The organism is Hydrogenophaga sp. LT287, assembly GCF_055702805.1.
In genome coordinates, this window is sequence record NZ_JBVPZC010000024.1 from 1 (window position 1) to 21,353 (window position 21,353).

General features: G+C 63.6%; 22 protein-coding genes and 4 tRNA genes. 19 read left to right on the forward strand and 7 right to left on the reverse strand.

Features of this window, described 5'->3' with window-relative positions; translation table 11 throughout:
• The first annotated feature begins 76 nt into the window (after positions 1-76).
• Positions 77-1,039 carry an IS5 family transposase gene (locus AC0GNR_RS15080; protein WP_472900628.1) on the forward strand — a complete coding sequence of 321 codons (963 nt, stop codon included), beginning with the start codon at positions 77-79 and terminating at the stop codon, positions 1,037-1,039.
• Positions 1,040-1,358: 319 nt separating this feature from the next.
• Here AC0GNR_RS15080 and AC0GNR_RS15085 read toward each other — a convergent pair whose 3' ends face one another.
• Genes AC0GNR_RS15085 through apaG form a run of 6 tightly spaced genes read right to left on the reverse strand, consistent with a single transcriptional unit; the run spans position 1,359 to position 7,107 of the window.
• Positions 1,359-2,504 carry a DNA alkylation repair protein gene (locus AC0GNR_RS15085; protein ID WP_472901732.1) on the reverse strand — a complete coding sequence of 382 codons (1,146 nt, stop codon included), beginning with the start codon at positions 2,502-2,504 and terminating at the stop codon, positions 1,359-1,361.
• A 42-nt stretch (positions 2,505-2,546) separates the two neighbouring features.
• On the reverse strand, positions 2,547-3,032 hold the full coding sequence (locus tag AC0GNR_RS15090; RefSeq protein ID WP_472901733.1) for a CinA family protein: 486 nt from the start codon (positions 3,030-3,032) through the stop codon (positions 2,547-2,549).
• A 1-nt stretch (position 3,033) separates the two neighbouring features.
• On the reverse strand, positions 3,034-3,585 hold the full coding sequence (locus AC0GNR_RS15095) for a phosphatidylglycerophosphatase A family protein (RefSeq protein ID WP_472901734.1): 552 nt from the start codon (positions 3,583-3,585) through the stop codon (positions 3,034-3,036).
• Positions 3,586-3,632: 47 nt separating this feature from the next.
• On the reverse strand, positions 3,633-4,607 hold the full coding sequence (thiL, locus tag AC0GNR_RS15100) for a thiamine-phosphate kinase (RefSeq protein WP_472901735.1): 975 nt from the start codon (positions 4,605-4,607) through the stop codon (positions 3,633-3,635).
• Entirely contained in the window at positions 4,600-6,666 is a 2,067-nt protein-coding gene (locus AC0GNR_RS15105; protein ID WP_472901736.1) for a site-specific recombinase, read from the reverse strand. The genes thiL and AC0GNR_RS15105 overlap by 8 nt, the downstream gene beginning before the upstream one ends.
• Before the next feature lie 39 nt (positions 6,667-6,705).
• The gene (gene apaG / locus AC0GNR_RS15110; protein ID WP_472901773.1) at positions 6,706-7,107 is read right to left on the reverse strand and encodes a Co2+/Mg2+ efflux protein ApaG; all 402 of its coding nucleotides are present in this window, start codon (positions 7,105-7,107) and stop codon (positions 6,706-6,708) included.
• A 92-nt stretch (positions 7,108-7,199) separates the two neighbouring features.
• Here apaG and rpe point away from each other — a divergent pair, with 92 nt between their 5' ends.
• Positions 7,200-7,880 (forward strand): ribulose-phosphate 3-epimerase, encoded by a 681-nt coding sequence (gene rpe, locus AC0GNR_RS15115; protein ID WP_472901737.1) that lies wholly within the window; start codon positions 7,200-7,202, stop codon positions 7,878-7,880.
• On the forward strand, positions 7,880-8,575 hold the full coding sequence (gene gph, locus AC0GNR_RS15120; RefSeq protein WP_472901738.1) for a phosphoglycolate phosphatase: 696 nt from the start codon (positions 7,880-7,882) through the stop codon (positions 8,573-8,575). Before rpe ends, gph begins: the two co-directional genes overlap by 1 nt.
• Positions 8,576-8,602: 27 nt before the next feature.
• Here the strand turns inward: gph and AC0GNR_RS15125 are convergent, their stop codons facing one another.
• Positions 8,603-9,214 (reverse strand): chalcone isomerase family protein, encoded by a 612-nt coding sequence (locus tag AC0GNR_RS15125; RefSeq protein ID WP_472901739.1) that lies wholly within the window; start codon positions 9,212-9,214, stop codon positions 8,603-8,605.
• Positions 9,215-9,633: 419 nt separating this feature from the next.
• Between AC0GNR_RS15125 and trpE the strand changes: the two genes are divergently transcribed.
• The 16 genes from trpE to nusG all read left to right on the forward strand — a co-directional run bounded on the left by trpE (position 9,634) and on the right by nusG (position 21,206).
• The gene (gene trpE / locus AC0GNR_RS15130; RefSeq protein ID WP_472901740.1) at positions 9,634-11,133 is read left to right on the forward strand and encodes an anthranilate synthase component I; all 1,500 of its coding nucleotides are present in this window, start codon (positions 9,634-9,636) and stop codon (positions 11,131-11,133) included.
• A 14-nt stretch (positions 11,134-11,147) separates the two neighbouring features.
• Positions 11,148-12,953 carry a DUF262 domain-containing protein gene (locus AC0GNR_RS15135; RefSeq protein ID WP_472901741.1) on the forward strand — a complete coding sequence of 602 codons (1,806 nt, stop codon included), beginning with the start codon at positions 11,148-11,150 and terminating at the stop codon, positions 12,951-12,953.
• Positions 12,950-13,534, forward strand: a complete 585-nt coding sequence (locus AC0GNR_RS15140) for an anthranilate synthase component II (protein WP_472901742.1) — start codon at positions 12,950-12,952, stop codon at positions 13,532-13,534. Before AC0GNR_RS15135 ends, AC0GNR_RS15140 begins: the two co-directional genes overlap by 4 nt.
• 216 nt (positions 13,535-13,750) lie before the next feature.
• Positions 13,751-14,821 (forward strand): low-specificity L-threonine aldolase, encoded by a 1,071-nt coding sequence (ltaE, locus tag AC0GNR_RS15145; RefSeq protein ID WP_472901743.1) that lies wholly within the window; start codon positions 13,751-13,753, stop codon positions 14,819-14,821.
• 20 nt (positions 14,822-14,841) lie between these two features.
• Positions 14,842-15,492 carry a LysE family translocator gene (locus tag AC0GNR_RS15150; protein ID WP_472901744.1) on the forward strand — a complete coding sequence of 217 codons (651 nt, stop codon included), beginning with the start codon at positions 14,842-14,844 and terminating at the stop codon, positions 15,490-15,492.
• Positions 15,493-15,508: 16 nt separating this feature from the next.
• The gene (gene trpD / locus AC0GNR_RS15155) at positions 15,509-16,576 is read left to right on the forward strand and encodes an anthranilate phosphoribosyltransferase (protein ID WP_472901745.1); all 1,068 of its coding nucleotides are present in this window, start codon (positions 15,509-15,511) and stop codon (positions 16,574-16,576) included.
• Positions 16,577-16,590: 14 nt separating this feature from the next.
• Positions 16,591-16,767: a hypothetical protein gene (locus AC0GNR_RS15160; RefSeq protein ID WP_472901746.1), complete on the forward strand. Its 177-nt coding sequence runs from the start codon at positions 16,591-16,593 to the stop codon at positions 16,765-16,767.
• Positions 16,764-17,564: an indole-3-glycerol phosphate synthase TrpC gene (trpC, locus tag AC0GNR_RS15165; protein WP_472901747.1), complete on the forward strand. Its 801-nt coding sequence runs from the start codon at positions 16,764-16,766 to the stop codon at positions 17,562-17,564. Before AC0GNR_RS15160 ends, trpC begins: the two co-directional genes overlap by 4 nt.
• An 11-nt stretch (positions 17,565-17,575) precedes the next feature.
• Positions 17,576-18,310, forward strand: coding sequence for a uracil-DNA glycosylase (locus tag AC0GNR_RS15170; RefSeq protein ID WP_472901748.1), 735 nt, complete (start codon positions 17,576-17,578; stop codon positions 18,308-18,310).
• Positions 18,311-18,378: 68 nt separating this feature from the next.
• Positions 18,379-18,464, forward strand: a tRNA-Tyr gene (locus tag AC0GNR_RS15175).
• Positions 18,465-18,540: 76 nt separating this feature from the next.
• Positions 18,541-18,614 (forward strand) — tRNA-Gly (locus AC0GNR_RS15180).
• A 78-nt stretch (positions 18,615-18,692) separates the two neighbouring features.
• A tRNA-Thr gene (locus AC0GNR_RS15185) sits at positions 18,693-18,767 on the forward strand.
• A gap of 44 nt (positions 18,768-18,811) precedes the next feature.
• On the forward strand, positions 18,812-20,002 hold the full coding sequence (tuf, locus tag AC0GNR_RS15190; RefSeq protein ID WP_472900126.1) for an elongation factor Tu: 1,191 nt from the start codon (positions 18,812-18,814) through the stop codon (positions 20,000-20,002).
• A 25-nt stretch (positions 20,003-20,027) separates the two neighbouring features.
• Positions 20,028-20,103, forward strand: a tRNA-Trp gene (locus AC0GNR_RS15195).
• A gap of 144 nt (positions 20,104-20,247) precedes the next feature.
• Positions 20,248-20,628: a preprotein translocase subunit SecE gene (gene secE / locus AC0GNR_RS15200; RefSeq protein ID WP_472901749.1), complete on the forward strand. Its 381-nt coding sequence runs from the start codon at positions 20,248-20,250 to the stop codon at positions 20,626-20,628.
• A gap of 2 nt (positions 20,629-20,630) precedes the next feature.
• Entirely contained in the window at positions 20,631-21,206 is a 576-nt protein-coding gene (nusG, locus tag AC0GNR_RS15205) for a transcription termination/antitermination protein NusG (protein ID WP_472901750.1), read from the forward strand.
• Positions 21,207-21,353 lie beyond the last annotated feature (147 nt).

A 21,353-nucleotide genomic window follows, 5' to 3' on the forward strand; every position in this document is an offset into this window, starting at 1 on the left:
GGCAACGCTGATTAAGTACTGCTCGAGCGTGGTGTTTACCTGTACCGTTGCAGTACAGACGAACAGGCAGATGAAGATGAAACAGCAAACCCTTGCCATGGCCGCCGATCAAGCTGAAGGTTTTGAGCCTTACCGCAGGCCGACCAGGCGCGATACCTTCCTGGCCACGATGCAGCAGATCGTGCCCTGGCAGGCGTTGTGCGCGGTGATCGAGCCTCACTACCCCAAGGCCGGCAACGGGCGTCCACCGATCGGGCTCGAGCGTATGCTGCGCATGTACTTCGTGCAGCACTGGTTCAACCTGGCCGATGAGGCCTGCGAGGATGCGCTACTCGACAGCACCGCGCTGCGGCGCTTTGTCGGCATAGACCTCGGGCGCGAGCGCGTGCCCGATGCGACCACGCTGCTGAAGTTTCGCCGCTTGCTGGAGACGCACCAACTGGGCGAGGCCTTGTTTGCCAAAGTGGGAGAGGTGCTGCAGGCGCAGGGCATGAAGGTCGGTACCGGCACCATCGTGGACGCCACCATCATCGGCGCACCGAGCTCGACCAAAAACGCAGACAAGCAACGTGACCCCGAGATGCACCAGACCAAGAAGGGTCAGCAGTGGTATTTCGGGATGAAGATGCACATCGGCGTGGACAGTCGCAGCGGGCTGGCGCACAGCGCCGTGGTGACAGCGGCCAACATGCACGACAAACACCCGCTGCCCGATTTGCTGCACGGCAACGAGCAGCGCGTGTACGGCGACAGCGCCTACGCTAGCCAGAAGACGCTGATCGCTTCCAGGGCGCCCAAGGCCAAAGACTTCACCAACCAGCGCGTGCGCAAGGGCGGTGAAGTCGATGAAGCCGAACGCTCGAAGAACCGCAACAAGTCCAGAATCCGGGCGCGGGTCGAACACGTCTTTGCAGTGGTCAAGCGGCTGTGGGGCTTTGCCAAGGTGCGCTACCGGGGGCTGGCCAAGAACGCCACGCGCTCGTTCGTGGCGCTGGGATTGGCCAACATCTACCTGGCGCGTCAGCGCCTCATGGGATGAGTGCGTCTGCAGCGCACGCCAAACGCGTGCACAAGGTCGAAATGGCCCTGAAACGGTACGAAATCCACTTGATTTGACCTTGCTTCTCGCATGGCGCAATCAGGAGGCAACGGGTCGCTGGATCGACCGCTTGTTCAGCGTTGCCTTAGGTGTTACACGGCGCGTGTTAGGCGGTGCAGGGCCAAAACGCGGGCGCACAGCCCCCGTACCGAGCGCAGGTGTGGCAAAACAGCATCAGCTTGTGCGAAATGTCGCAATTGCTGGTGGGGCCAGCGCCCCGTGTCCCAGCGGCTCGGGTCCCCGCCGCAACGTCCCGGCTTCAGGGCAGCAGTTCAAAGGTGGCGCTGGCGCACAGGTACCCGTTGATCTGCAGGTCGAGCCGGTGCGGGCCGGGGTAGAGCTGGCGGGTGGTGACGGGGCGCAGGCTGTGGCGTTTGTCCAGCGTTCGTGTGGCGCCGGGTTCCAGCACCAGCTTCCAGCCCTTGAACACCTTGGGGCTGGTGCTGCCGTTGGCGCGCACGTGGTGCACCGCGTAGTCCACCACCAGCGGCTGCGGCGCTGTTGCGGTAGAACGCAGCGTCACATGCAAGCCCACGTCTTCCCCCACGCGGGCGTGGTCGGTAGACAGGCTCAGCACGGCGTCACCCACCAAGCCCTGCCCCAGCCCCCAGGCCTGCAGGGTGGGCGCATGGCCTTGCTTGATGAGGCTGCGGCTGGCGTGGCGCAGCAGGGCGGTGCGCTCGGCGCTGGCACCTGGCTGGTGTTCACGCACCCAATCGGTCACCAGCTCGGGGTGGTCTTTGGCAATGTCGTTGAGGTGGTTGGCCACGCTGCGGCGCACGTAGGCGCTGGCGTCGTCTTGCAGCGCACGCAGCAGGGGCAGCGTGGGTGTGGGGTCGGCCACCAGCGCTTGCAACCGCAGGCCCCAGGGCAGGCGCGGGCGCGAGCCTTCGCTCACCAGCCGGCGCACATGCGCGCTGGGGTCGTTCACCCAGGTACCGAGGGTGGCCAGCGTGGTGTCGGGGTGTTGCTGGATGAACGGGCGAAGCGCGAATTCAGCTGAGAAGCGCTGCGTCAGCGCGTGCAGGCAGGCCAGCGCGCGGGGCACGTCGGCCATGCCTTGGCGGACCACAAATTCGCCCATGGACCAGACCACCCAGCCCGAAAGCCCGCTGTCACTTTGCACCCCGCTCAGACCGCTGGGCTCGCCCGCGGCATCGAGCGGTGTCGGGTCCGCCAGGCTGGCCTCCAGCACGGCGGCTGCGTCGGCAAAGTTGGCGGGCAGTGTGGCTTGCAGCGCGTCAGCCAGGTGCATGGCCCGGGCCTTGAATTCGAGCGCGTCCAGGCCGTGGTTCGCTTGCCGCTCAAATTGCTGGCGATCAAACGCGGGCCAGGCGCGGTGCAGATGCTCGCTGGCGCGTTCCACCGTGCGGTTGTTGATGAAATTTTTAAAGGGTTCGGCCATAGGGCGCCAGGTCTTTGCGATCGTGATCGGCCGGGGGCTGGCTCAAGGGTGTGCCAGCCGTTGCAACAAACCGGCCAGCGCGTGCGCCACCGTGGCCTGGCGCACGGCCGAGCGATCGCCCGCAAAATGCTGGCGTTCGGTGAACACGCCCGTGGGCGTGGCCCAGCCCAGCCACACCGTGCCCACCGGCTTTTCAGCGCTGCCGCCCGTGGGGCCGGCGATGCCGGTCACGGCCACCGACCAGTGCGCGTGGGCGTTGACCACCGCGCCGGCGGCCATGGCTCGCGCCACCGGCTCGCTCACCGCGCCGTGGGCCTCGATCAACGCGGCCGGCACGCCCAGCATCTCGCACTTGGCAGCGTTGGAATAGGTGACAAAACCACGCTCGAACCAGTCGCTGGAGCCGCTGAGGTCGGTGCAGGCGCCGGCGATGAGCCCGCCCGTGCAGCTCTCGGCGGTGGCCATGAACTGGCCTCGGGCTTTGAGCGCGGTGGCGAGTCGTGCGACCAGTTCGGGGATGGTGGACATGTCAGTATCTCCAGAGGGCAATGACCAGCAGCGTGCAGAGCGCCGCCGCAAAGTCGTCGAGCAAGATGCCAAAGCCACCGCGCGGGCCGAAGCCTTTGAAGGTCTGGTCAGCCCAGGCCATGGGGCCAAACTTCACCGCGTCAAAAAATCGAAACAGCGCAAACGCGGCCAACTGGCCCCAGAAACCGGTGGGCGACACCAGCCACAGCACCAGCCAGAACGCGACCACCTCGTCCCACACGATGTGGCCTGAATCGGCCACGCGCATGTGTTGCGCCGTGACGGTGCAGGCCCACCAGCCCACCAGCGTGCCCAGGCCGATCAGGGTGGCCCAGGCGGGGTCTGACATGAACGGCTGCAACACCACAAACGCTGCCCAGGCCCAGAGCGTGCCAGCGGTGCCGGGGGCGAAGCGGGACAAGCCCGACCCCGCGCCGAGCGCAATGAAGTGGGCCGGGTGGGCCAGCACGAAAGCCCAGGTGGGCCGGACCATGGGCGCCCTGGCCGCGCCAGGCTGTGCCGGCGTGCCGGTGGGGGTGTCGGGTTCAAGCATGCCTGTGATTATGGCGAGGTGGCCACGGTCGCCAGCGGCTCGGCTCGTCAGGCGAAGTGGTCAAAACCGCGCGACACCAGCGCCACCGGTTGCCCGGCCGCGTCCAGCAGCCGCAGGCCAGGCGCCGCCGTGATCTGCCCGATGCGCTGCACCGGTGTCTGGCTGGCCTGGGCGGCGGCTTCAATGGCGGTGCGGTCGGCGGGGGCGGCCGTGAACAGCAGTTCGTAATCGTCGCCGCCGTTGACCAGGCAGTCGAGCTGCAGCGCTGGCGGCAGGGTTTGCAGGTCGGGGGCCACGGGCAGGCGGGGCAGTTCAATGTGGGCGCCTACGCCGCTGGCTTGCAGCAGGTGGCCCAAGTCGCCAGCCAGGCCGTCGCTCAGGTCCAGCGCGGCATGGGCCAGGCCGGCCAGCGCCTGGCCCAGAGCCACGCGCGGCGTTGGGCGCTCGAGCCGCTCGCGCAGCCGGGGCAGGGCGCCGGCGGCGGTGTGTTGCAGCGCCCAGGGTGTGCCCAGCAGCAGCTCCAGCGCCAGCCGGGCTTCGCCGGTGCGCCCGCTCAGGTACAGGTCGTCGCCCGGTTGGGCCGCACCGCGCCGCAAGGCTTGACCGGGCCGCAGTTCGCCCAACACGGTGATGCAGATGTTGAGCGGGCCGCGGGTGGTGTCGCCGCCCACCAGCGGGCAGGCGTGCGCGTCGGCCAGGGCAAACAGGCCTTGCGCAAACGCGCTGAGCCAGGCGTCGTTGGCACTGGGCAAGGCCAGCGCCAACGTGAAGCCCAGCGGGCGGGCGCCCATGGCGGCCAGGTCGCTCAGATTCACGGCCAGCGACTTGTGGCCGAGCGAGGCCGGGTTCATGCCGGCAAAGAAGTGGCGCCCTTCCACGAGCATGTCGCAAGAGACGGCCAGCTGGTGGCCAGGCGCTGGCTGCAGCAGGGCGCAGTCGTCGCCAATGCCGAGCGCCACCTGCTCGGGCAGTGCCACACCCGGGCGCTGAAAGTGGCGCCGAATGAGTTCGAACTCACCCATGCTGCGCGGGGGTGGTGGCGGGTGGTACGTGGTCGTCCGCTGCGGGCGCAGGCAGGTCGCTGTCGGGTTCGTCGGGCAGCGGGCGCGGGGGCAGCAAGAAGCTCAGCGGCGCGATGCGGATGCGCCGCCAGATGGCCGCCCGGATGCGCTGGCGGTTGACTTCGCTGATGCTTTGCGCGCGCAGCGCCAGGCGAAACGCCAGGTAGAAGCTCACCGCCAGGTTGATCGGGCCCACCAGCGCGATGCCGGCCACGGCCCACCAGAAGGCGGGCTCGGTCAAAACCCCCAGGCCCAGCGCAGCGGCCGCGGCGGCGGCCTGCCCGGCCGACAGCGTGACGTGGCGCACGTCCAGTCCCAGCCCAAAAAAGGCGGCAAAGGCCGGCACCAGGCCGAGCATGAAACCCAGCGAAATATTGGCCGCCAGGCCCGACACGTTGCTGCGCAAAAACGTGGCCCAGCGAGCAGCGCGGGCCGGCCCCAGCACGCGGGTGAAGCGCGGGTTGTGCCGCACGGCCGAGTCCAGCTTGTGAAACACAAACCAGTTTTCGACCCAGCCCGCCACGATGCTGGACGCAAACAGCAGCACGCCCGTGAGCGCGGCGAACAGCAGGGTGGGGCCCAGCAGGTGCAGGTCGTGCAGCACATGCTGCGCTTTGTCGACGCTGATCATGGACGCGTCGGTGGCGAACTGCAGCCCCAGGCTGATCAGCAGCACCACCGGCATCACCAGGCCCACGTTGCCCACAATGGACGCTATTTGCGAGCGAAACAGGTTGGCCACTTCGTCCACAAAGCGGCGCACCGCACCCGGCTCTCGAATGTCTTTGAGCTTGGCCACCATGGCCGGGGCGGTGACCGCGGGTTGCTTGGTGGCCACGGTCAGGTGCAGCAGCTGGATCAGCACGAAAAAGAACGCGTAGTTCAGGCCCGCAGCAAAGCCCGCCCAGAACGCCGACAAACCCAGCGCATAGAGCGAAAACTTGACCCAGGTGGTGAGGCCAATCACCGCGCCGCCGCCCGCGGCCTTGCCCAGCATCTGGCGGTATTCGGCGGCGTCGCGGGTGATGTAGTGTTCGCCGCTTTCGGCGCTGCGTTCGGCCACTTTGGCCGCCGTCAGCTGCGAGCTGCTGGCAATGAGCGCGCGGATGCTGCGGTTGTCTTGCCCTACCTGCGCCAGGTCGGCCAGCAAGGCGGCGGTGGCGCGCTCGGGCTGCTCGGACTGCAGGCAGTCCAGCAGTTCCTTGATGCGCACAATGCGTTCGCGCAGCTGGCGCAGCCGAAACACAATGCCCACCGACACACCGTGCGCCTCCAGGTGCGAGTACACGGTGTAGGCGGCGTGGCGGCAGGCGTCGAGCTGGTCGCGCAGCTGCGCGGCCGCTGCCAGCGCCTGGGGGCTGTGTGGGCCGTGGTGCTGCACCGCCAGACGCAGTACTTCAAAAGACGAGGGCAGCTCATGAAACGGCCGCCCGGCCTGTGCCTCGGCCGACATGCGCACCCGGATTTCAGACGCAAAGCCGGTGGCGCTGACCTGGCTCACGCAGAAAATGAGCGCGTCCATGAGCGCGGTTTGCCAGAAACCGGCCGCTGCGGGGTTCGCGCCGTTGTGCGCCGCCTCGCCGGGCGCGATCAACAGCCGGCGCAGGCGCTCCAGCGTGGCGGTGTCCAGCGCCTTGAGCCACAGCACGTCAAACCGCGTGGGCAGCAGCAAGCCAAACAGTTCGGCCAGATCGGTGGTTTCGGGTGTGCCGGGCAGCACCTTGCGGCGCAAGCGGTGCGCCAGTTCGCTCAAAAACGCGGTGCGCGGGGCAAAACCGTAGTCGGCCAGCAGGGGCGTGGCGTCCACGCTGCCCACAAAGGTTCGCCACCAGGCGTGCCAGTCCGTTTGCCATTCGGGGCGGGCTTGCACCGCGTCCAGAAACAGGCGCACGCGCGCCACGCTGGCTTGGGGGTCTTGGGCGTCGCCGCGCACCCAGTGCAGCAGCTCGATCAGCCACAAATGGCGCTGCGCCAGCGGTGCTTTGGCGTCTAGCGCGTCAATCAGCTGGGTCAGTTCCATGCGGTGGGGGTGTGGGGGCGCTCCGAAGAGCGAGGGCCGTCAGTGCAGCACGCGGGCCGGGCCTTCACCCGTGCCTGACGCGTTGGCATGCAGCGCGAATTCGGGCACTGGGGCTTCGAAGCGTTCACCGTCTTCGGCCACGCAAAAAAAGCTGCCGCGCATGGTGCCATTGGGGGTGTGCAGTCGGGTGCCGCTGGTGTATTGAAACGATTCCCCCGGGCGCAGCAGCGGCTGGTTGCCCACCACGCCCAGGCCCTTCACCTCGTCGGTGTGGCCGCGCGCGTCGCCAACGACCCAGTGGCGCGCGATCAGCTGCGCCGTCACGTCGCCGGTGTTGGTGATCGTGATGGTGTAGGCAAAGGCGTACAAGTCCTCCTCGGGCGACGACTGCTCGCTGAGGTACTGGGGCTCGACTTCACAGGTGAACTGGTATTTCGACATGGTCGGCATGTTACCGCGCCGCAGCAAGACCTTGTCAGGCCTGCGAAAATGCGCGCTGTCGCCATTTCAACGCCACCCAAGCCACCCACGTCATGTCCCACACCTACCGCATTGCCCCGTCCATCCTGTCTGCCGACTTTGCCCGCTTGGGTGAAGAGGTGAAAAACGTCATCGCTGCGGGCGCCGACTGGATCCACTTCGACGTGATGGACAACCACTACGTGCCCAACCTGACCTTTGGACCCATGGTGTGCCAGGCGCTCAAGCCCCACGCCAAGAAGCCCGACGGCACGCCGGTGCCGATCGACGTGCACCTGATGATCCAGCCGGTGGACGCGCTGGCGGGTGCCTTCATTGACGCGGGCGCCGACCTGGTGAGTTTTCACCCGGATGCCAGCGCCCACGTGCACCGCAGCGTGCAGGCGATCAAGGCCAAGGGCTGCAAGGCCGGTCTCACCTTCAACCCGGCCCAGCCGCTGGACGTGCTGGACTACCTGATCGACGACATCGACCTGATTTTGATCATGAGCGTGAACCCGGGCTTTGGCGGCCAGAGTTTTATTGACTCGGCGCTGCGAAAGATTGAAGCCGCCCGCAAACGCATCGAAGCCAGCGGCAAGGACATCCGCCTGGAGGTGGACGGCGGCATCAAGGCCGACAACATCCGCCGCGTGGCCGATGCCGGTGCCGACACGTTTGTGGCCGGCAGCGCCATTTTTGGCAAGCCGGACTACAAGCGCGTGATCGACGACATGCGCCAGGCCCTGGCCTGATGTTGTCCAACATCCAAGCCGTGATCGTCGACCTGGACGGCACGATGGTCGATACCCTGGGCGACTTCGAGGTGGCGCTCAACCGCACCATGGCCGACCTGGGCCTGCCCGGCGTGGACCGTGCGGCTGTCGAGCGCACGGTGGGCAAGGGCTCGGAGCACCTGATCCGCAGTTTGCTGGCCGAGCAATTGCGCCGGCCCGAGGTGATCGGCTGCGGCGAAGCGTGCCCGGCCATGAGCGTGGACGCGCTCTTTGATCGCGCCTGGCGCCAGTACCAGCACCACTACCTGAGCATCAACGGCCAGTTTTCTGATGTGTTCGCGGGCGTGGAAGAGGGCTTGCGCGCCATGCAGGCGGCTGGCCTCGGCATGGCGTGTCTGACCAACAAGCCTTTGGCGTTTGCGCAAGACCTGCTCAAGGCCAAGGGGCTGGACGGCTTTTTCAGCCAGGTGTTTGGCGGTGACAGTTTCGAGCGCAAAAAACCCGACCCGTTGCCCCTGCTCAAAACCTGCGAAGCGCTGGGCTCGCTGCCCGCACGCACCGTGATGGTGGGTGACTCGCAAAACGATGCCCTGGCGGCCCGGGCCGCCGGTTGCCCGGTGGTGCTGGTCACCTACGGCTACAACCACGCCCAGCCAATTGCCGACGCGCCACACGATCGCTTGATCGGTTCGCTGGCCGATTTGCTGAGCTGACCGCTGACCGCGCAGCGTGGAGGCTCTTCAGGGCTTCTTGCCGCCCAGCAGCGCGTCTCTCAGCTGCCAGTCGGCCGGCTTCGGCCCGAGCCAGATGCGCATCAGCGCGTTGAAAAACTCCGGCTCCTTGAACGGCTCGCCTTCAACCTGGCCCTTCACGGTGAGCACCGTGCCGGTGCCGGGCACCCAGTCCAGCACAAAGGTTTCGCCTTCTTTGAGTCGCTTGTGGTCGGTGAACACCTGGCTCATGCGCATCACGCCCGGGATCAGCTTGGAAAAAGCCGAGCGGTCCATGTTGTCTTCCATGCCGCGTGAAAACAGTTTGCCGAGTTCGCCCGAATCGATGTCGCGCAGCATGGTGATGGTCAGGCGCTTGGGGCCGGGAGCGGCCAACACGCCGTCGGTGGTGGTGGCTTTCTGGCTCAGGTACAGGCCGGCGGTGTACACCTTGAACACCGCCTTGTAGCGCACCCCGGCGCCGTTGAGCTGCAGGGTGCTGCCGTGGGCGGTGATGCGGTCTTCCAGCTGCACGCCGCTCACCTCCACCGTGGCGGCGTCTCCGGCACCGGGTGCCCAAGCCAGACACAGCGCCAGCAGCGGGGCCAGCAGCGAGAAACGGGGTGTGTTGGGGTGTGTCATCGTCGTGGGGTCTGCCGAGAAGCAGCCGGAAAGTTGCATAAAAACGAACGGTCGTTCGTAAAACTGCATTTTGACCAGCCGGGCCCCTGAAATCAACAGGGTTTTGCCGGGGGGCGCTGCGGGTGGCCTGAAAGCCGTCGTCATGTGCGCGGCAGCTTTGCTACACTTTCAACCCATGTTCAACACACGCACAACCCTCACGGGCAATCTGCCGAGCCGCAATGGCCGGGGAGCCTGGCCCTGGCGCAAGCCAGCGTAAACGTGCACTTCCCCCCGGCGGTGCGCAGGTTCCGGTCTGCACCATGGACCCCCGCCCGCGCCACCCCACTCCCCGAACCCGGCAGCGCGCCTGACCGGGCACCCCAGAAAAACGGTTTCCCCCGCTGCGGCGCAGCAAGAGGCCGATGGAGCGTCTGAACATGATCACCGAACTTGAATTCAAAAGCCTGGCCAGCCAGGGCTACAACCGCATCCCGCTGATGGCCGAAGCGTTTGCGGACCTCGAAACCCCGCTGTCGCTGTACCTCAAGCTCGCCCATGGGCGCGGAGACGGCAAACACAGCTTTCTGCTCGAATCGGTGGTTGGCGGCGAGCGCTTTGGCCGTTACAGCTTCATCGGCCTGCCGGCGCGCACGCTGCTGCGGGCCAGCGGCTTCGGCGCCGAGGCCAAAACCGAGGTGGTGCGCGACGGCGCCGTGGTGGAAACGAACCACGGCAACCCGCTGGACTTCATCGCCGCCTACCAGCAGCGCTTCAAGGTGGCGCTGCGGCCCGGCCTGCCGCGTTTCTGCGGCGGCCTGGCGGGCTACTTCGGCTACGACGCGGTGCGTTACATCGAGAAAAAGCTCGAAGCCAGTTGCCCGCCCGACACCCTGGGCTGCCCCGACATCCTGCTGCTGCAGTGCGAAGAGCTGGCCGTCATCGACAACCTCTCGGGCAAGCTCTACCTGATCGTCTACGCCGACCCGGCCCAGCCCGAGGCCTACGCCAATGCCAAGAAGCGGGTGCGCGAGCTGAAAGAGGCGCTGAAATACTCGGTGAGCGCGCCGGTGGTCAAACCCAGCCAGAGCTACCCGGCCGAGCGCGACTTTGCCAAGGCCGACTACATCGCCGCCGTGGAGCGCGCCAAAGAGCTGATCGCCGGCGGCGACTTCATGCAGGTGCAGGTGGGCCAGCGCATCAAGAAGCGCTACACCGAAAGCCCGCTCAGCCTGTACCGCGCGCTGCGTTCGCTGAACCCCAGCCCGTACATGTATTACTACCACTTCGGTGACTTCCATGTGGTGGGCGCCTCGCCTGAGATTCTGGTGCGCCAGGAGCAGGTGGACGAGGGCCAAAAGGTCATCATCCGCCCGCTCGCCGGTACCCGCCCGCGCGGCGCCACGCCCGAGAAGGACAAGGCGACTGAGATCGAGCTGGTGAACGACCCGAAAGAGCGCGCCGAACATGTGATGCTGATCGACCTGGCGCGCAACGACATTGGCCGCATCGCCAAAATCGGCAGCGTGAAGGTGACCGAGGCCTTTGCGGTGGAGCGCTACAGCCACGTGATGCACATCGTGAGCAACGTGGAGGGCACGCTGCTGGACGGTATGAGCAACATGGATGTGCTGAAAGCCACCTTCCCGGCGGGCACGCTGACCGGTGCGCCCAAGGTGCATGCCATGGAGATCATTGACCAGCTGGAGCCGACCAAGCGCGGCCTGTACGGCGGTGCCTGCGGTTACCTGAGCTACGCCGGCGACATGGACGTGGCCATCGCCATCCGCACTGGCATCATCAAAGACCAGATGCTCTACGTGCAGGCCGCCGCTGGTGTGGTGGCCGACTCCATTCCTGAAATGGAATGGAGAGAGACCGAGCACAAGGCGCGCGCGCTGCTGCGTGCGGCCGAGCTGGTGGAAGAAGGCCTGGAATAAATCAGGAGGGAAGTATGCAGATCGAAGTCAAACACCCAACGGTCGAAGAAGTCTTCAAGGAGTCTTTCTACGAAATCCCCGCTTTTCAAAGGGAGTATGTCTGGAAGGCCCCACAGGTCAGTTCATTGCTGAACGATGCGTTCGATGCCTTGTTTGATGAAAACGGATCTGCCACAACCGGCGAATACTTCATTGGTAGCATTGTGGCGTATCTGGATTCGGATAGAGTCTTTCAGCTGATTGATGGACAGCAGCGCATCACAACCTTGTTTCTTGTGTTGTGCGCCATACGTGACAGACGCAAGGCACTGAACGACGTCGAATCCATCGGGTTTCTTGAAGGCATGATCAAGGATCAGTATCAAAAGCTTGACGGAACAACGGGTGCCCGGCTTCGCTTGAGGCCGTTGTATGAGGATGCCGGGGATGTGCTTGATGCTCTGGCGCACGGGAAGGCAGCAGCACTTGGCGACGGACAGCGTTTGCCAAACTCCGCACGCAATATGTTGCAGGCATACGAAACTGCATCGGAGTTTCTGCTGGAGCAGTTTCAAAGCGATGTGAATGCTATTCGAAAGTTTCAGGCGCACATGACCAAGCGCGTAAGGCTGGTGCGCATACAAACGTTGGGCATCAGTGACGCGCTGAGGATATTTGAAACGATCAACGACAGGGGTGTGGGTCTCAATGCGTTGGACCTGCTCAAAAACCTGTTGTTTATGCAGGTTCCCAAGGACGAGTTCGACAAGCTGACAACTGTCTGGAAGGAGATGGTGCATACCATTGAGAAGACCGGGCGTGGTGAAAAACCGCTGCGTTTTCTGCGGTACTTCGTGTTGGCTAATTTTCCTGAAGCGCGCAAAAAAAACAAGCCGCTCACGGAAGATGATTTGTACGAGTGGTTGTCTGAGCACAAAGAGAAAATTGGAATTATCAGTGAGCCGATTGCGTTCGCGAAGCGATTGCAAGTGTCTGCCATGGCATACAAGCGCTTCGTTGCAGAGCCTGACGTTCCGCTGTCCAGTATCTACGCCCTGTCGGGCCGAGCGCGGCAGCATTTGATCGTGCTGTTGGCCTGTCAGGAGTTGACAGCGGAGGCGCTGCGTGTGGTCACGGGGCATCTGGAGCGTTTGTTTGTGACATATGTGTTGGCGCAAGAGCCGACCAAGGTCTTGGACGCCATATTTGCTGACATTGCGCCCAAGTTGGGGGGCTGGATCGTACAAAACAAAACCAATCCGGAATTTGATAGTCTGTTGGACGCTTGGATGCAAGTCTGGATCAACAAGGAAATCCAGCGACTCTCTCCCCGGGTTTCTGCGTCTTTGGATCGGTTGGGCTTGGAGCGGAAGCTGACTTGCCGGTTCCTGCTGTGCCGCCTAGCGCAGTACCTTGAGTCCTTGGCAGGCTCGCCGCTTGGTGAGGCACGCGTGGCCCATTTCACAAAGTTTGAAGTCGAGCATGTGTTGCCGAACAATCCCACGGTGGCATTGCGCGAGTCATTCGACAAAGTGGCTGACTATGATCGCTACAAGTCACTGATGGGAAACCTCACATTGCTGGAAAAGCCGATCAATGCGTCTTTGGGGCGCGATTATTTTTCTGTCAAACAAGCGGCGTATGGCAACTCCGGTTTGTTCATGACAAAGTCCTTGGCTAAGTCCCAGGCTGTTGGAGTCAATACCAGCTATGTCAAAGCCTCGCAATGGCTGAGTCAGCACGATGACTGGAACAGTCAGGCCATCGATCTCCGACAACAGGAGTTGAAGCGATTGACCTTGAGGTTGCTTTCAATTGAGGAACCAGGAGTGACGGTATGAAGGTTTTGATGGTCGATAACTACGACTCCTTCACCTACAACATCGTGCAGTACTTCGGTGAACTCGGTGCTGACGTGACCGTGGTGCGCAACGATGAGATCACGGTGGACGAGATCCAGCGTCGGCTCGATGCCGGCCAGATCGACCGCCTGGTGATTTCCCCCGGCCCCTGCTCGCCGGCTGAGGCGGGTATTTCGGTGGCAGCCATCCAGCACTTCGCGGGCCAGTTGCCGATCCTGGGCGTGTGCTTGGGCCACCAGAGTATCGGCGCAGCCTTCGGCGGCAAGATCATCCGTGCGCAGGAGCTCATGCACGGCAAGACTTCTCAGATCACCACCACGCAGGAAGGCGTGTTCGCCAACCTGCCGGAGCAGTTCACGGTCAATCGCTACCACTCGCTGGCCATCGAGCGCGAGACCTGCCCCGACTGCCTGAAGGTCACGGCCTGGACGCCCGATGGCGAGATCATGGGCGTGAAGCACAAGACGCTGGCGATTGAAGGCGTGCAGTTTCACCCCGAGAGCATCCTGACCGAGCATGGGCACGCGATGCTGAAAAACTTCCTGGAGCAGAAGATATGAAGCACCCCCTGCGCCGCTTCGCTCGCCTTGCAGGCCGCGACATCGCCAGAGGCGATGCCTCCTGGTTCTGTCCAAGCCTGCGCAGGCAGGCTTGGGAGCCGCGGTCCTCGGCCCCCTCTCTCGCCTGCGGCGGGAGGGGGACGGCACCAGCGGCCTGGCAAAGCCAGTTCCGCGGTGCCACTGGCCAAGTACTTGGTGATCCTGAAAGGACAGTTGATGTTGGTTGATCTCAGAAGCGACACCGTCACGCAACCCACCGCCGCCATGCGCGCCGCCATGATGGCGGCACCCCTGGGCGACGATGTGTTTGGCGACGACCCCACGGTCAATGCGCTGCAGGAGCGCATCGCCGCCATCACCGGCAAAGAAGCCGCGCTGTTCATGCCCTCTGGCACGCAGAGCAACCTGTGCGGCATCCTGGCACACTGCGGCCGGGGCGACGAATACATCGTCGGCCAGTTGGCACACACCTACCGCTACGAGGGTGGTGGCGCGGCGGTGTTTGGCAGCGTGCAGCCACAACCGCTGACGCAAGACGCGCAGGGCTGCATGGCGCTGGCCGACATCGCGGCCGCCATCAAGCCCGACGACCCGCACTTCGCGCGCACCCGCCTGCTGTGTCTGGAGAACACCTGGAACGGCCATGTGATGCCTGACGACTACCTGCGGGACGCCACGGCACTGGGGCGTGAGCGTGGGCTGGCCACGCACCTGGACGGCGCGCGGGTGTTCAACGCCGCGGTGGCCTCGGCTGCTGCCGGGCAGGCCGCGTTCAGCCGCTTGCGCGAAATTGCCGACCATTTCGACAGCTTGTCGGTCTGCTTCAGCAAGGGCCTGGGCGCGCCGGTGGGTTCGGCTTTGTGCGGCTCGCAGGAGCTGATTAACCGCGCCCGCCGCATCCGCAAGATGGCCGGTGGCGGGCTGCGCCAGGCCGGTCTGCTGGCCGCCTGTGCCCTGCACGCGCTGGACCACCATGTGGAGCGGCTGGCAGATGACCACGCCAACGCGCGGCGCCTGGCCGAGGGTCTACGAGGCATCGATGGTCTGATGGTGAAGTCGGCTGAAACCAACATCGTGTTTGTGGATGTGGCCGGCGCCCGCGGGCCCGCGCTGCTCGACTTTCTGAAAGCGAATGGCGTGCTGGCCACAGGCCTGATCGGCTTGCGCTTCGTCACCCACCTCGACGTGGACGCGGCCGGCATCGATCACACCATCGCCACTGTGCGGCGCTTCTTCGCCGAAGCGCCGGCTGAGACCGCCAGTGCCATGCGCACCGGCCCCTACTGAACACCTGACAGGCGCGTTGCATGCCAGATACCCCGCAACTCCTGATGTTCATCGCGGCGGGCTGGTTGCTCAACCTCACGCCCGGTCCCGACGTGCTCTACATCGTGAGCACCGCGCTCAAGAGCGGGGTGCGCGCCGGCATGGTGGCCGCGTCGGGCATCGTCAGCGGCTGCTTCGTGCACGTTTTTGCGGCAGCGCTCGGCGTGGGCGCGCTGCTCGCCACCTCGGCCACGGCGTTCACCGTGCTCAAGTGGGCGGGCGCCGCCTACCTAGTGTGGATGGGCGTGAAGCTGCTGCTGGCCAAAGGCGGTTCGCCGGTGGTGCCGGCGGCCGGCGCAGCGGTGCGTGAACCGGCCGATCTGGGTCGTATCTTTCGCCGGGGTTTCCTCACCAACGTGCTCAATCCCAAGGTGGCGCTGTTTTTCCTGGCGTTCGTGCCGCAGTTCATCGCGCCTGGCACGCCCGACAAGGTCACCACCTTCCTGCTGCTGGGCCTGCTGTTCAACCTCAATTCGCTGCCGATCAACTTTGGCTACGCCTGGCTCGCTGGCTGGGCTTCGCAACGCGTAGGCGCTGTGCAGCGCACCTTGCACTGGCTGGACCGTGCCGCCGGCGCCCTGTTTATCGGCTTTGGCCTCAAGCTGGCCATGTCGGACAATCCCGCTCAATAAGTCAATGGAGTCACCCATGCCCCACAGCCACAAGATCACCCCGCAGGAAGCCTTGCAACGCACCATCGAGCACCGCGAGATTTTTCACGACGAGATGCTGCACCTGATGCGCATGATCATGAGCGGTGAGATGTCGCCGGTGATGATGGCGGCCTTCATCACCGGCCTGCGCGTCAAAAAGGAAACCATCGGCGAGATCACCGCTGCCGCGCAGGTGATGCGCGAGTTTTCCACCAAGGTGCACGTGGCCGACAAGACCCACCTGGTGGACATCGTGGGCACGGGTGGCGACGGTTCACACACCTTCAACATTTCGACCTGCTCCATGTTTGTGGCGGCAGCGGCGGGTGCCAAGGTCAGCAAACATGGCGGGCGCAGCGTCAGCAGCAAGAGCGGCAGCGCCGACGTGCTGGAAAGCCTGGGCGTCAACATCAACCTCACGCCCGATCAAATTGCGCGTTGCATCGAACAGGTGGGCGTGGGCTTCATGTTCGCGCCCAACCACCACCCCGCCATGAAAAATGTGGCGCCGGTGCGCCACGAGCTGGGCATGAAGACCATCTTCAACATCCTGGGTCCGCTCACCAACCCGGCCTCGGCGCCCAACATCCTGATGGGTGTGTTCCACCCCGATCTCGTGGGTATTCAGGTGCGTGCGTTGCAGCGCCTGGGCGCTGAGCACGCGGTGGTGGTGTATGGCCGCGACGGCATGGACGAGGTGAGTCTGGGCGCGGCCACCATGGTGGGTGAGCTGAAAAACGGTGAGATCACGGAATACGAAATCCACCCCGAAGACTTTGGCCTCACCATGGCCAGCAACCGCACCCTGCGCGTAGAAACGCCCGACGATTCCAAGGCGATGCTGATGGGCGTGCTGGAGGCCCAGGATGCGCCCGCCATTCGCGCCGCGCGCGACATCGTGGCGCTCAACGCGGGCGTGGCGCTCTACGCGGCCAACGTCTGCGACGACATGGCGCAGGGCATTGCGCAGGCCCGCCGCGCCATTGAGTCCGGCGCGGCGGCCCGCAAGCTCGCCGAGTTGACCGCATTCAGCCAGCTGAACACGGCCAGCGTGGGCCCCTGAGTGGCGCAGGCACCATGCCCGTCTGGCTACAAAACGAAGGCGCCTGGATCGCGATCGGCATCTCACTGCTGTTCGTGGTGGCGGGCTGGGTCATGCACCGCCTGTTTCTGCGGATCCTGAAAAACCCGGTGCCCCCGCCTGCCAGCCCGCCGAATCTGACCGAAAAACCCAACGCAGAGAACCCAAAATGAGCGACATCCTCCAGAAAATCGTGGCTGTGAAGCACGAAGAGATCGCCGCTGCACAGCGAAAAAAACCGCTGGATGTGGTGCGCTTCGACGCCGAGAGCCGCGTGCTCACGCGCGACTTTGAAGGCGCCTTGCGGGCCAAGATCGCCGCTGGCCAGGCGGCCGTCATTGCCGAGATAAAAAAAGCGAGCCCCAGCATGGGCGTGATCCGCGAAGACTTCATCCCCGCCGACATTGCTCAAAGCTACGCCGCAGGCGATGGGCAAGTCAGCGCAGCCTGTCTGTCGGTGCTCACCGATCGACAGTTTTTCCAGGGCAGCCCCGACTACCTCAAACAAGCCCGTGCCAGCTGCGACCTGCCCGTGTTGCGCAAAGACTTCATGGTCGACCCCTACCAGGTCTACGAGGCCCGCGTGATGGGAGCCGACGCCATCCTGCTGATCGCCGCCTGCCTGGATGACGCGCAAATGGCCGACCTGGAGGCGCTGGCCCTCAGCATGAACATGGCGGTGCTGGTGGAGGTGCACGACCGCGAAGAACTGCAGCGCGCGCTCAAGCTCAAGACCCGCCTGCTGGGTATCAACAACCGTAATCTGCGCACGTTCGACGTGACGCTGAAGACCACGCTGGACATGCTCAACGATGTGCCCGCCGACCGTTTGCTGATCACCGAGTCTGGCATCGTGTCGCGCGCCGATGTTCAAACCATGCGCAGCGCGGGCGTGCACGCCTTTCTGGTGGGCGAGACCTTCATGCGCGCCCCCGAGCCCGGCCTGGCGCTGGCCGAGCTGTTCTCCTGAGCTGGAAGCCCATGCAGGCTGTGCTCAACCTGGATGGCGCAACCGATGCCGCACCCAGCCCGGCAGGCCATGACCTGATCGATGCTGGCCTACAGCCCGGCTGGGCGTCCATCATCGAGGTTTTTCGCCATTCGGTTGAAGGTGTCCGTTTGCAGACTTTTTTGCAGCAGCGGCGTGCCGCGCGTGCGGTGATCTATCCGCCGCAACCCTTGCGCGCGCTCACACTCACAGCGCCCGATGCGGTGCGGGTGGTCATTCTGGGTCAAGACCCGTACCACGGGCATGGACAGGCCGAGGGTCTGGCCTTTTCCGTGGCACCCGACGTCAAGCCACCGCCCAGTTTGCGCAATATATTCAAAGAACTGCAGCGCGATCTGGGGCTGCCTCTGCCCATAAACGGTTCCCTGGTGCGATGGTCAGAGCAGGGCGTGCTCCTGCTCAACACCTGCCTCACGGTGGAGGATGGCCAACCGGCCAGCCATGCCGGCCAGGGGTGGGAAGCGCTCACCGATGCGGTGATTCGCCATTGCAGCGACGGTGGCCCGCCCAAGGTCTTCCTGCTGTGGGGTGCCCACGCGCAAAAGAAAGCAGGCCTCATCGATGTCAGCCGCCACGCCGTGTTGATGGCCAACCACCCATCGCCCCTGTCGGCCAACCGCGGCCCCGCGCCTTTCATAGGATGCGGTCACTTTGGGCGGGTCAACCAGTGGCTCATCAGGCAAAAAAGGACACCCATTCGGTGGTGACTCTGCGACATTGCTCAGAAGACTGGTGCAACTCGTGAAAACCATGGCATAATTCTGGGCTGCGCTACGGAGGGGTGGCCGAGTGGTTAAAGGCAGCAGACTGTAAATCTGCCCGCTAACGCGTACGCTGGTTCGAATCCAGCCTCCTCCACCAGCAGTTGATGTGATCTAGGAGCGATTGGGATGTCGCGCTCAGGGTTGTCCGGACTATGTGGTTCTGGTTTCTTTGTGCGGGAGTAGTTCAATGGTAGAACCCCAGCCTTCCAAGCTGATGACGCGGGTTCGATTCCCGTCTCCCGCTCCAGATTGTGTTGACGGCTGGTTCGTTTTTACAGGCGATGCAGTAAATTTTCTGAGGTGTCCAGTTGATCTGGGTGCCTTGGCCCTTGTGGCTCAGTGGTAGAGCACTCCCTTGGTAAGGGAGAGGTCGCGGGTCCGATTCCCGCCAAGGGCACCATATTTGTTCTGGTGTTTCGGCAATTTTGATTTTGGAGCTGAAAAATGGCAAAAGAGAAATTTGAGCGGACCAAGCCGCACGTCAACGTTGGCACCATTGGTCACGTTGACCACGGTAAAACCACCCTGACTGCGGCCATCACCACCGTGCTGTCGGCCAAGTATGGCGGCTCCGCCAAGGCCTACGACCAGATCGATGCGGCTCCGGAAGAGAAGGCCCGCGGTATCACCATCAACACCGCCCACGTGGAATACGAAACGGCCAACCGCCATTACGCCCACGTTGACTGCCCCGGCCACGCTGACTATGTGAAAAACATGATCACCGGCGCCGCACAGATGGACGGCGCTATTCTGGTGTGCTCGGCCGCTGACGGCCCCATGCCCCAGACCCGCGAGCACATCCTGCTGGCCCGCCAGGTGGGCGTGCCTTACATCATTGTGTTCCTGAACAAGTGCGACATGGTCGACGACGCCGAGCTGCTCGAGCTGGTGGAAATGGAAGTGCGCGAGCTGCTCGACAAGTACGAGTTCCCTGGCGATGCCACCCCCATCATCCACGGCTCTGCCAAGCTCGCCCTCGAAGGCGACAAGGGTCCCCTGGGTGAAGAGGCCATCATGAAGCTGGCTGAAGCGCTGGACACCTACATCCCAACGCCAGACCGCGCTGTGGACGGTGCCTTCCTGATGCCCGTGGAAGACGTGTTCTCCATCTCCGGTCGCGGCACCGTGGTGACCGGTCGCATCGAGCGCGGTATCGTCAAAGTCGGCGAAGAAATCGAAATCGTTGGTATCGCCGACACCCAGAAGACCACCTGCACCGGCGTGGAAATGTTCCGCAAGCTGCTGGACCAGGGTCAGGCTGGCGACAACGTCGGTATCCTGTTGCGCGGTACCAAGCGCGAAGACGTGCAGCGCGGCCAGGTGCTGTGCAAGCCCGGCACGATCAAGCCACACACCCACTTCACCGGCGAGATCTATGTCTTGTCCAAAGACGAGGGTGGCCGTCACACGCCGTTCTTCAACAACTACCGTCCACAGTTCTACTTCCGCACGACCGACGTGACCGGCTCCATCGAGCTGCCAGAAGGCAAAGAGATGGTGATGCCTGGTGACAACGTGTCGATCACCGTGAAGCTGATCAACCCCATCGCCATGGAAGAAGGCCTGCGCTTCGCCATTCGCGAAGGTGGTCGTACCGTTGGCGCCGGTGTGGTTGCCAAGATCATTGCCTGATTGCCCATAGCGGGGTATAGCCAGTAGGGGTATAGCTCAATTGGCAGAGCGTCGGTCTCCAAAACCGAAGGTTGTAGGTTCGATTCCTACTGCCCCTGCCACCAAACAGGATCAAGCAGTCGCCTGACGCCTCTGTTTTGTGGTTAACAAGCCCACCGAAGTCGTTGTGACCTCTGGTGGGCTTGCGTGTCTCAAGCTTCTGGCTTCGGTGGCGCGAAATTTTGTAATGCATTGTCTGGATTCTCATGGCCACTTCCGAAGTTCAAACCGTCAACACCAGTGCCGACAAGGCCAAACTGGCCGTCGCTGTTGCGTTGTTGCTCGGTGGCTTTGTTGCGTTCTATCTTCTGTCTGCCCAAGGTTCGCTTGTGCAGTGGGGCGCGCTGATCGCTGCAATGATCGCCTCGGTGGTGGTTTTTGGCGTTTCGGAGTCGGGCAAGCAGTTGCTGGCTTTTGGCCGCGATGCATGGCGTGAAACCAAGAAGGTGGTCTGGCCTGCCCGCAAAGAGGCGATCCAGATGACGGCCTATGTGTTTGCGTTTGTCTTTGTGATGGCGCTGTTCCTCTGGTTGACCGACAAGACCCTGGAATGGGTGTTTTACGACCTGATCTTGGGCTGGAGATAATAATGAGCGATCAACAAAGCCCTGTGACCGACGGCGTTGCAGCAGAAGGCATGCGCTGGTATGTGGTGCATGCCTATTCGGGCATGGAAAAAGCCGCTGAGCGCAACATTATCGAGCGCATCAACCGCGCTGGCATGCAAGACAAATTTGGCCGCATTTTGGTGCCCACCGAAGAGGTGGTCGAGATGAAAAACGGCCAACGCCGCACCACGGAACGCAAGTTCTTCCCCGGCTATGTGCTGGTGGAAATGGTGATGGACGACGACACCTGGCACTTGGTGAAGCACACCAACAAGGTGACCGGCTTTGTGGGTGGTGCCAAGAACCGTCCTGCTCCGATTTCTGAAGAAGACGTTCAGAAGATCGTCAACCAGATGCAGGAAGGCACCGACAAGCCCCGCCACAAGGTGGAGTTTGTGGTGGGCGAATACGTGCGCGTCAAGGAAGGCCCGTTCACCGACTTCAATGGCACGGTGGAAGAGGTTAACTACGAAAAGAACAAGATGCGCGTGTCGGTGACCATTTTTGGTCGTGCAACGCCCGTCGAGCTGGAATTCAGCCAGGTGGAGAAGACCTGAGTCTTCCGCTGAAAGAGCGGACATTTTTTAAACTGCCGTGGCGTTAGGCCGTGGCAGCAGCAACCGCAAGGGTCGGCCCGAAGCGGTTGTTGGTATTTTTGTGATTCGGGCCGAAAGCCGCGAGGAGGCTGCAGTTTGCAGCCGCTT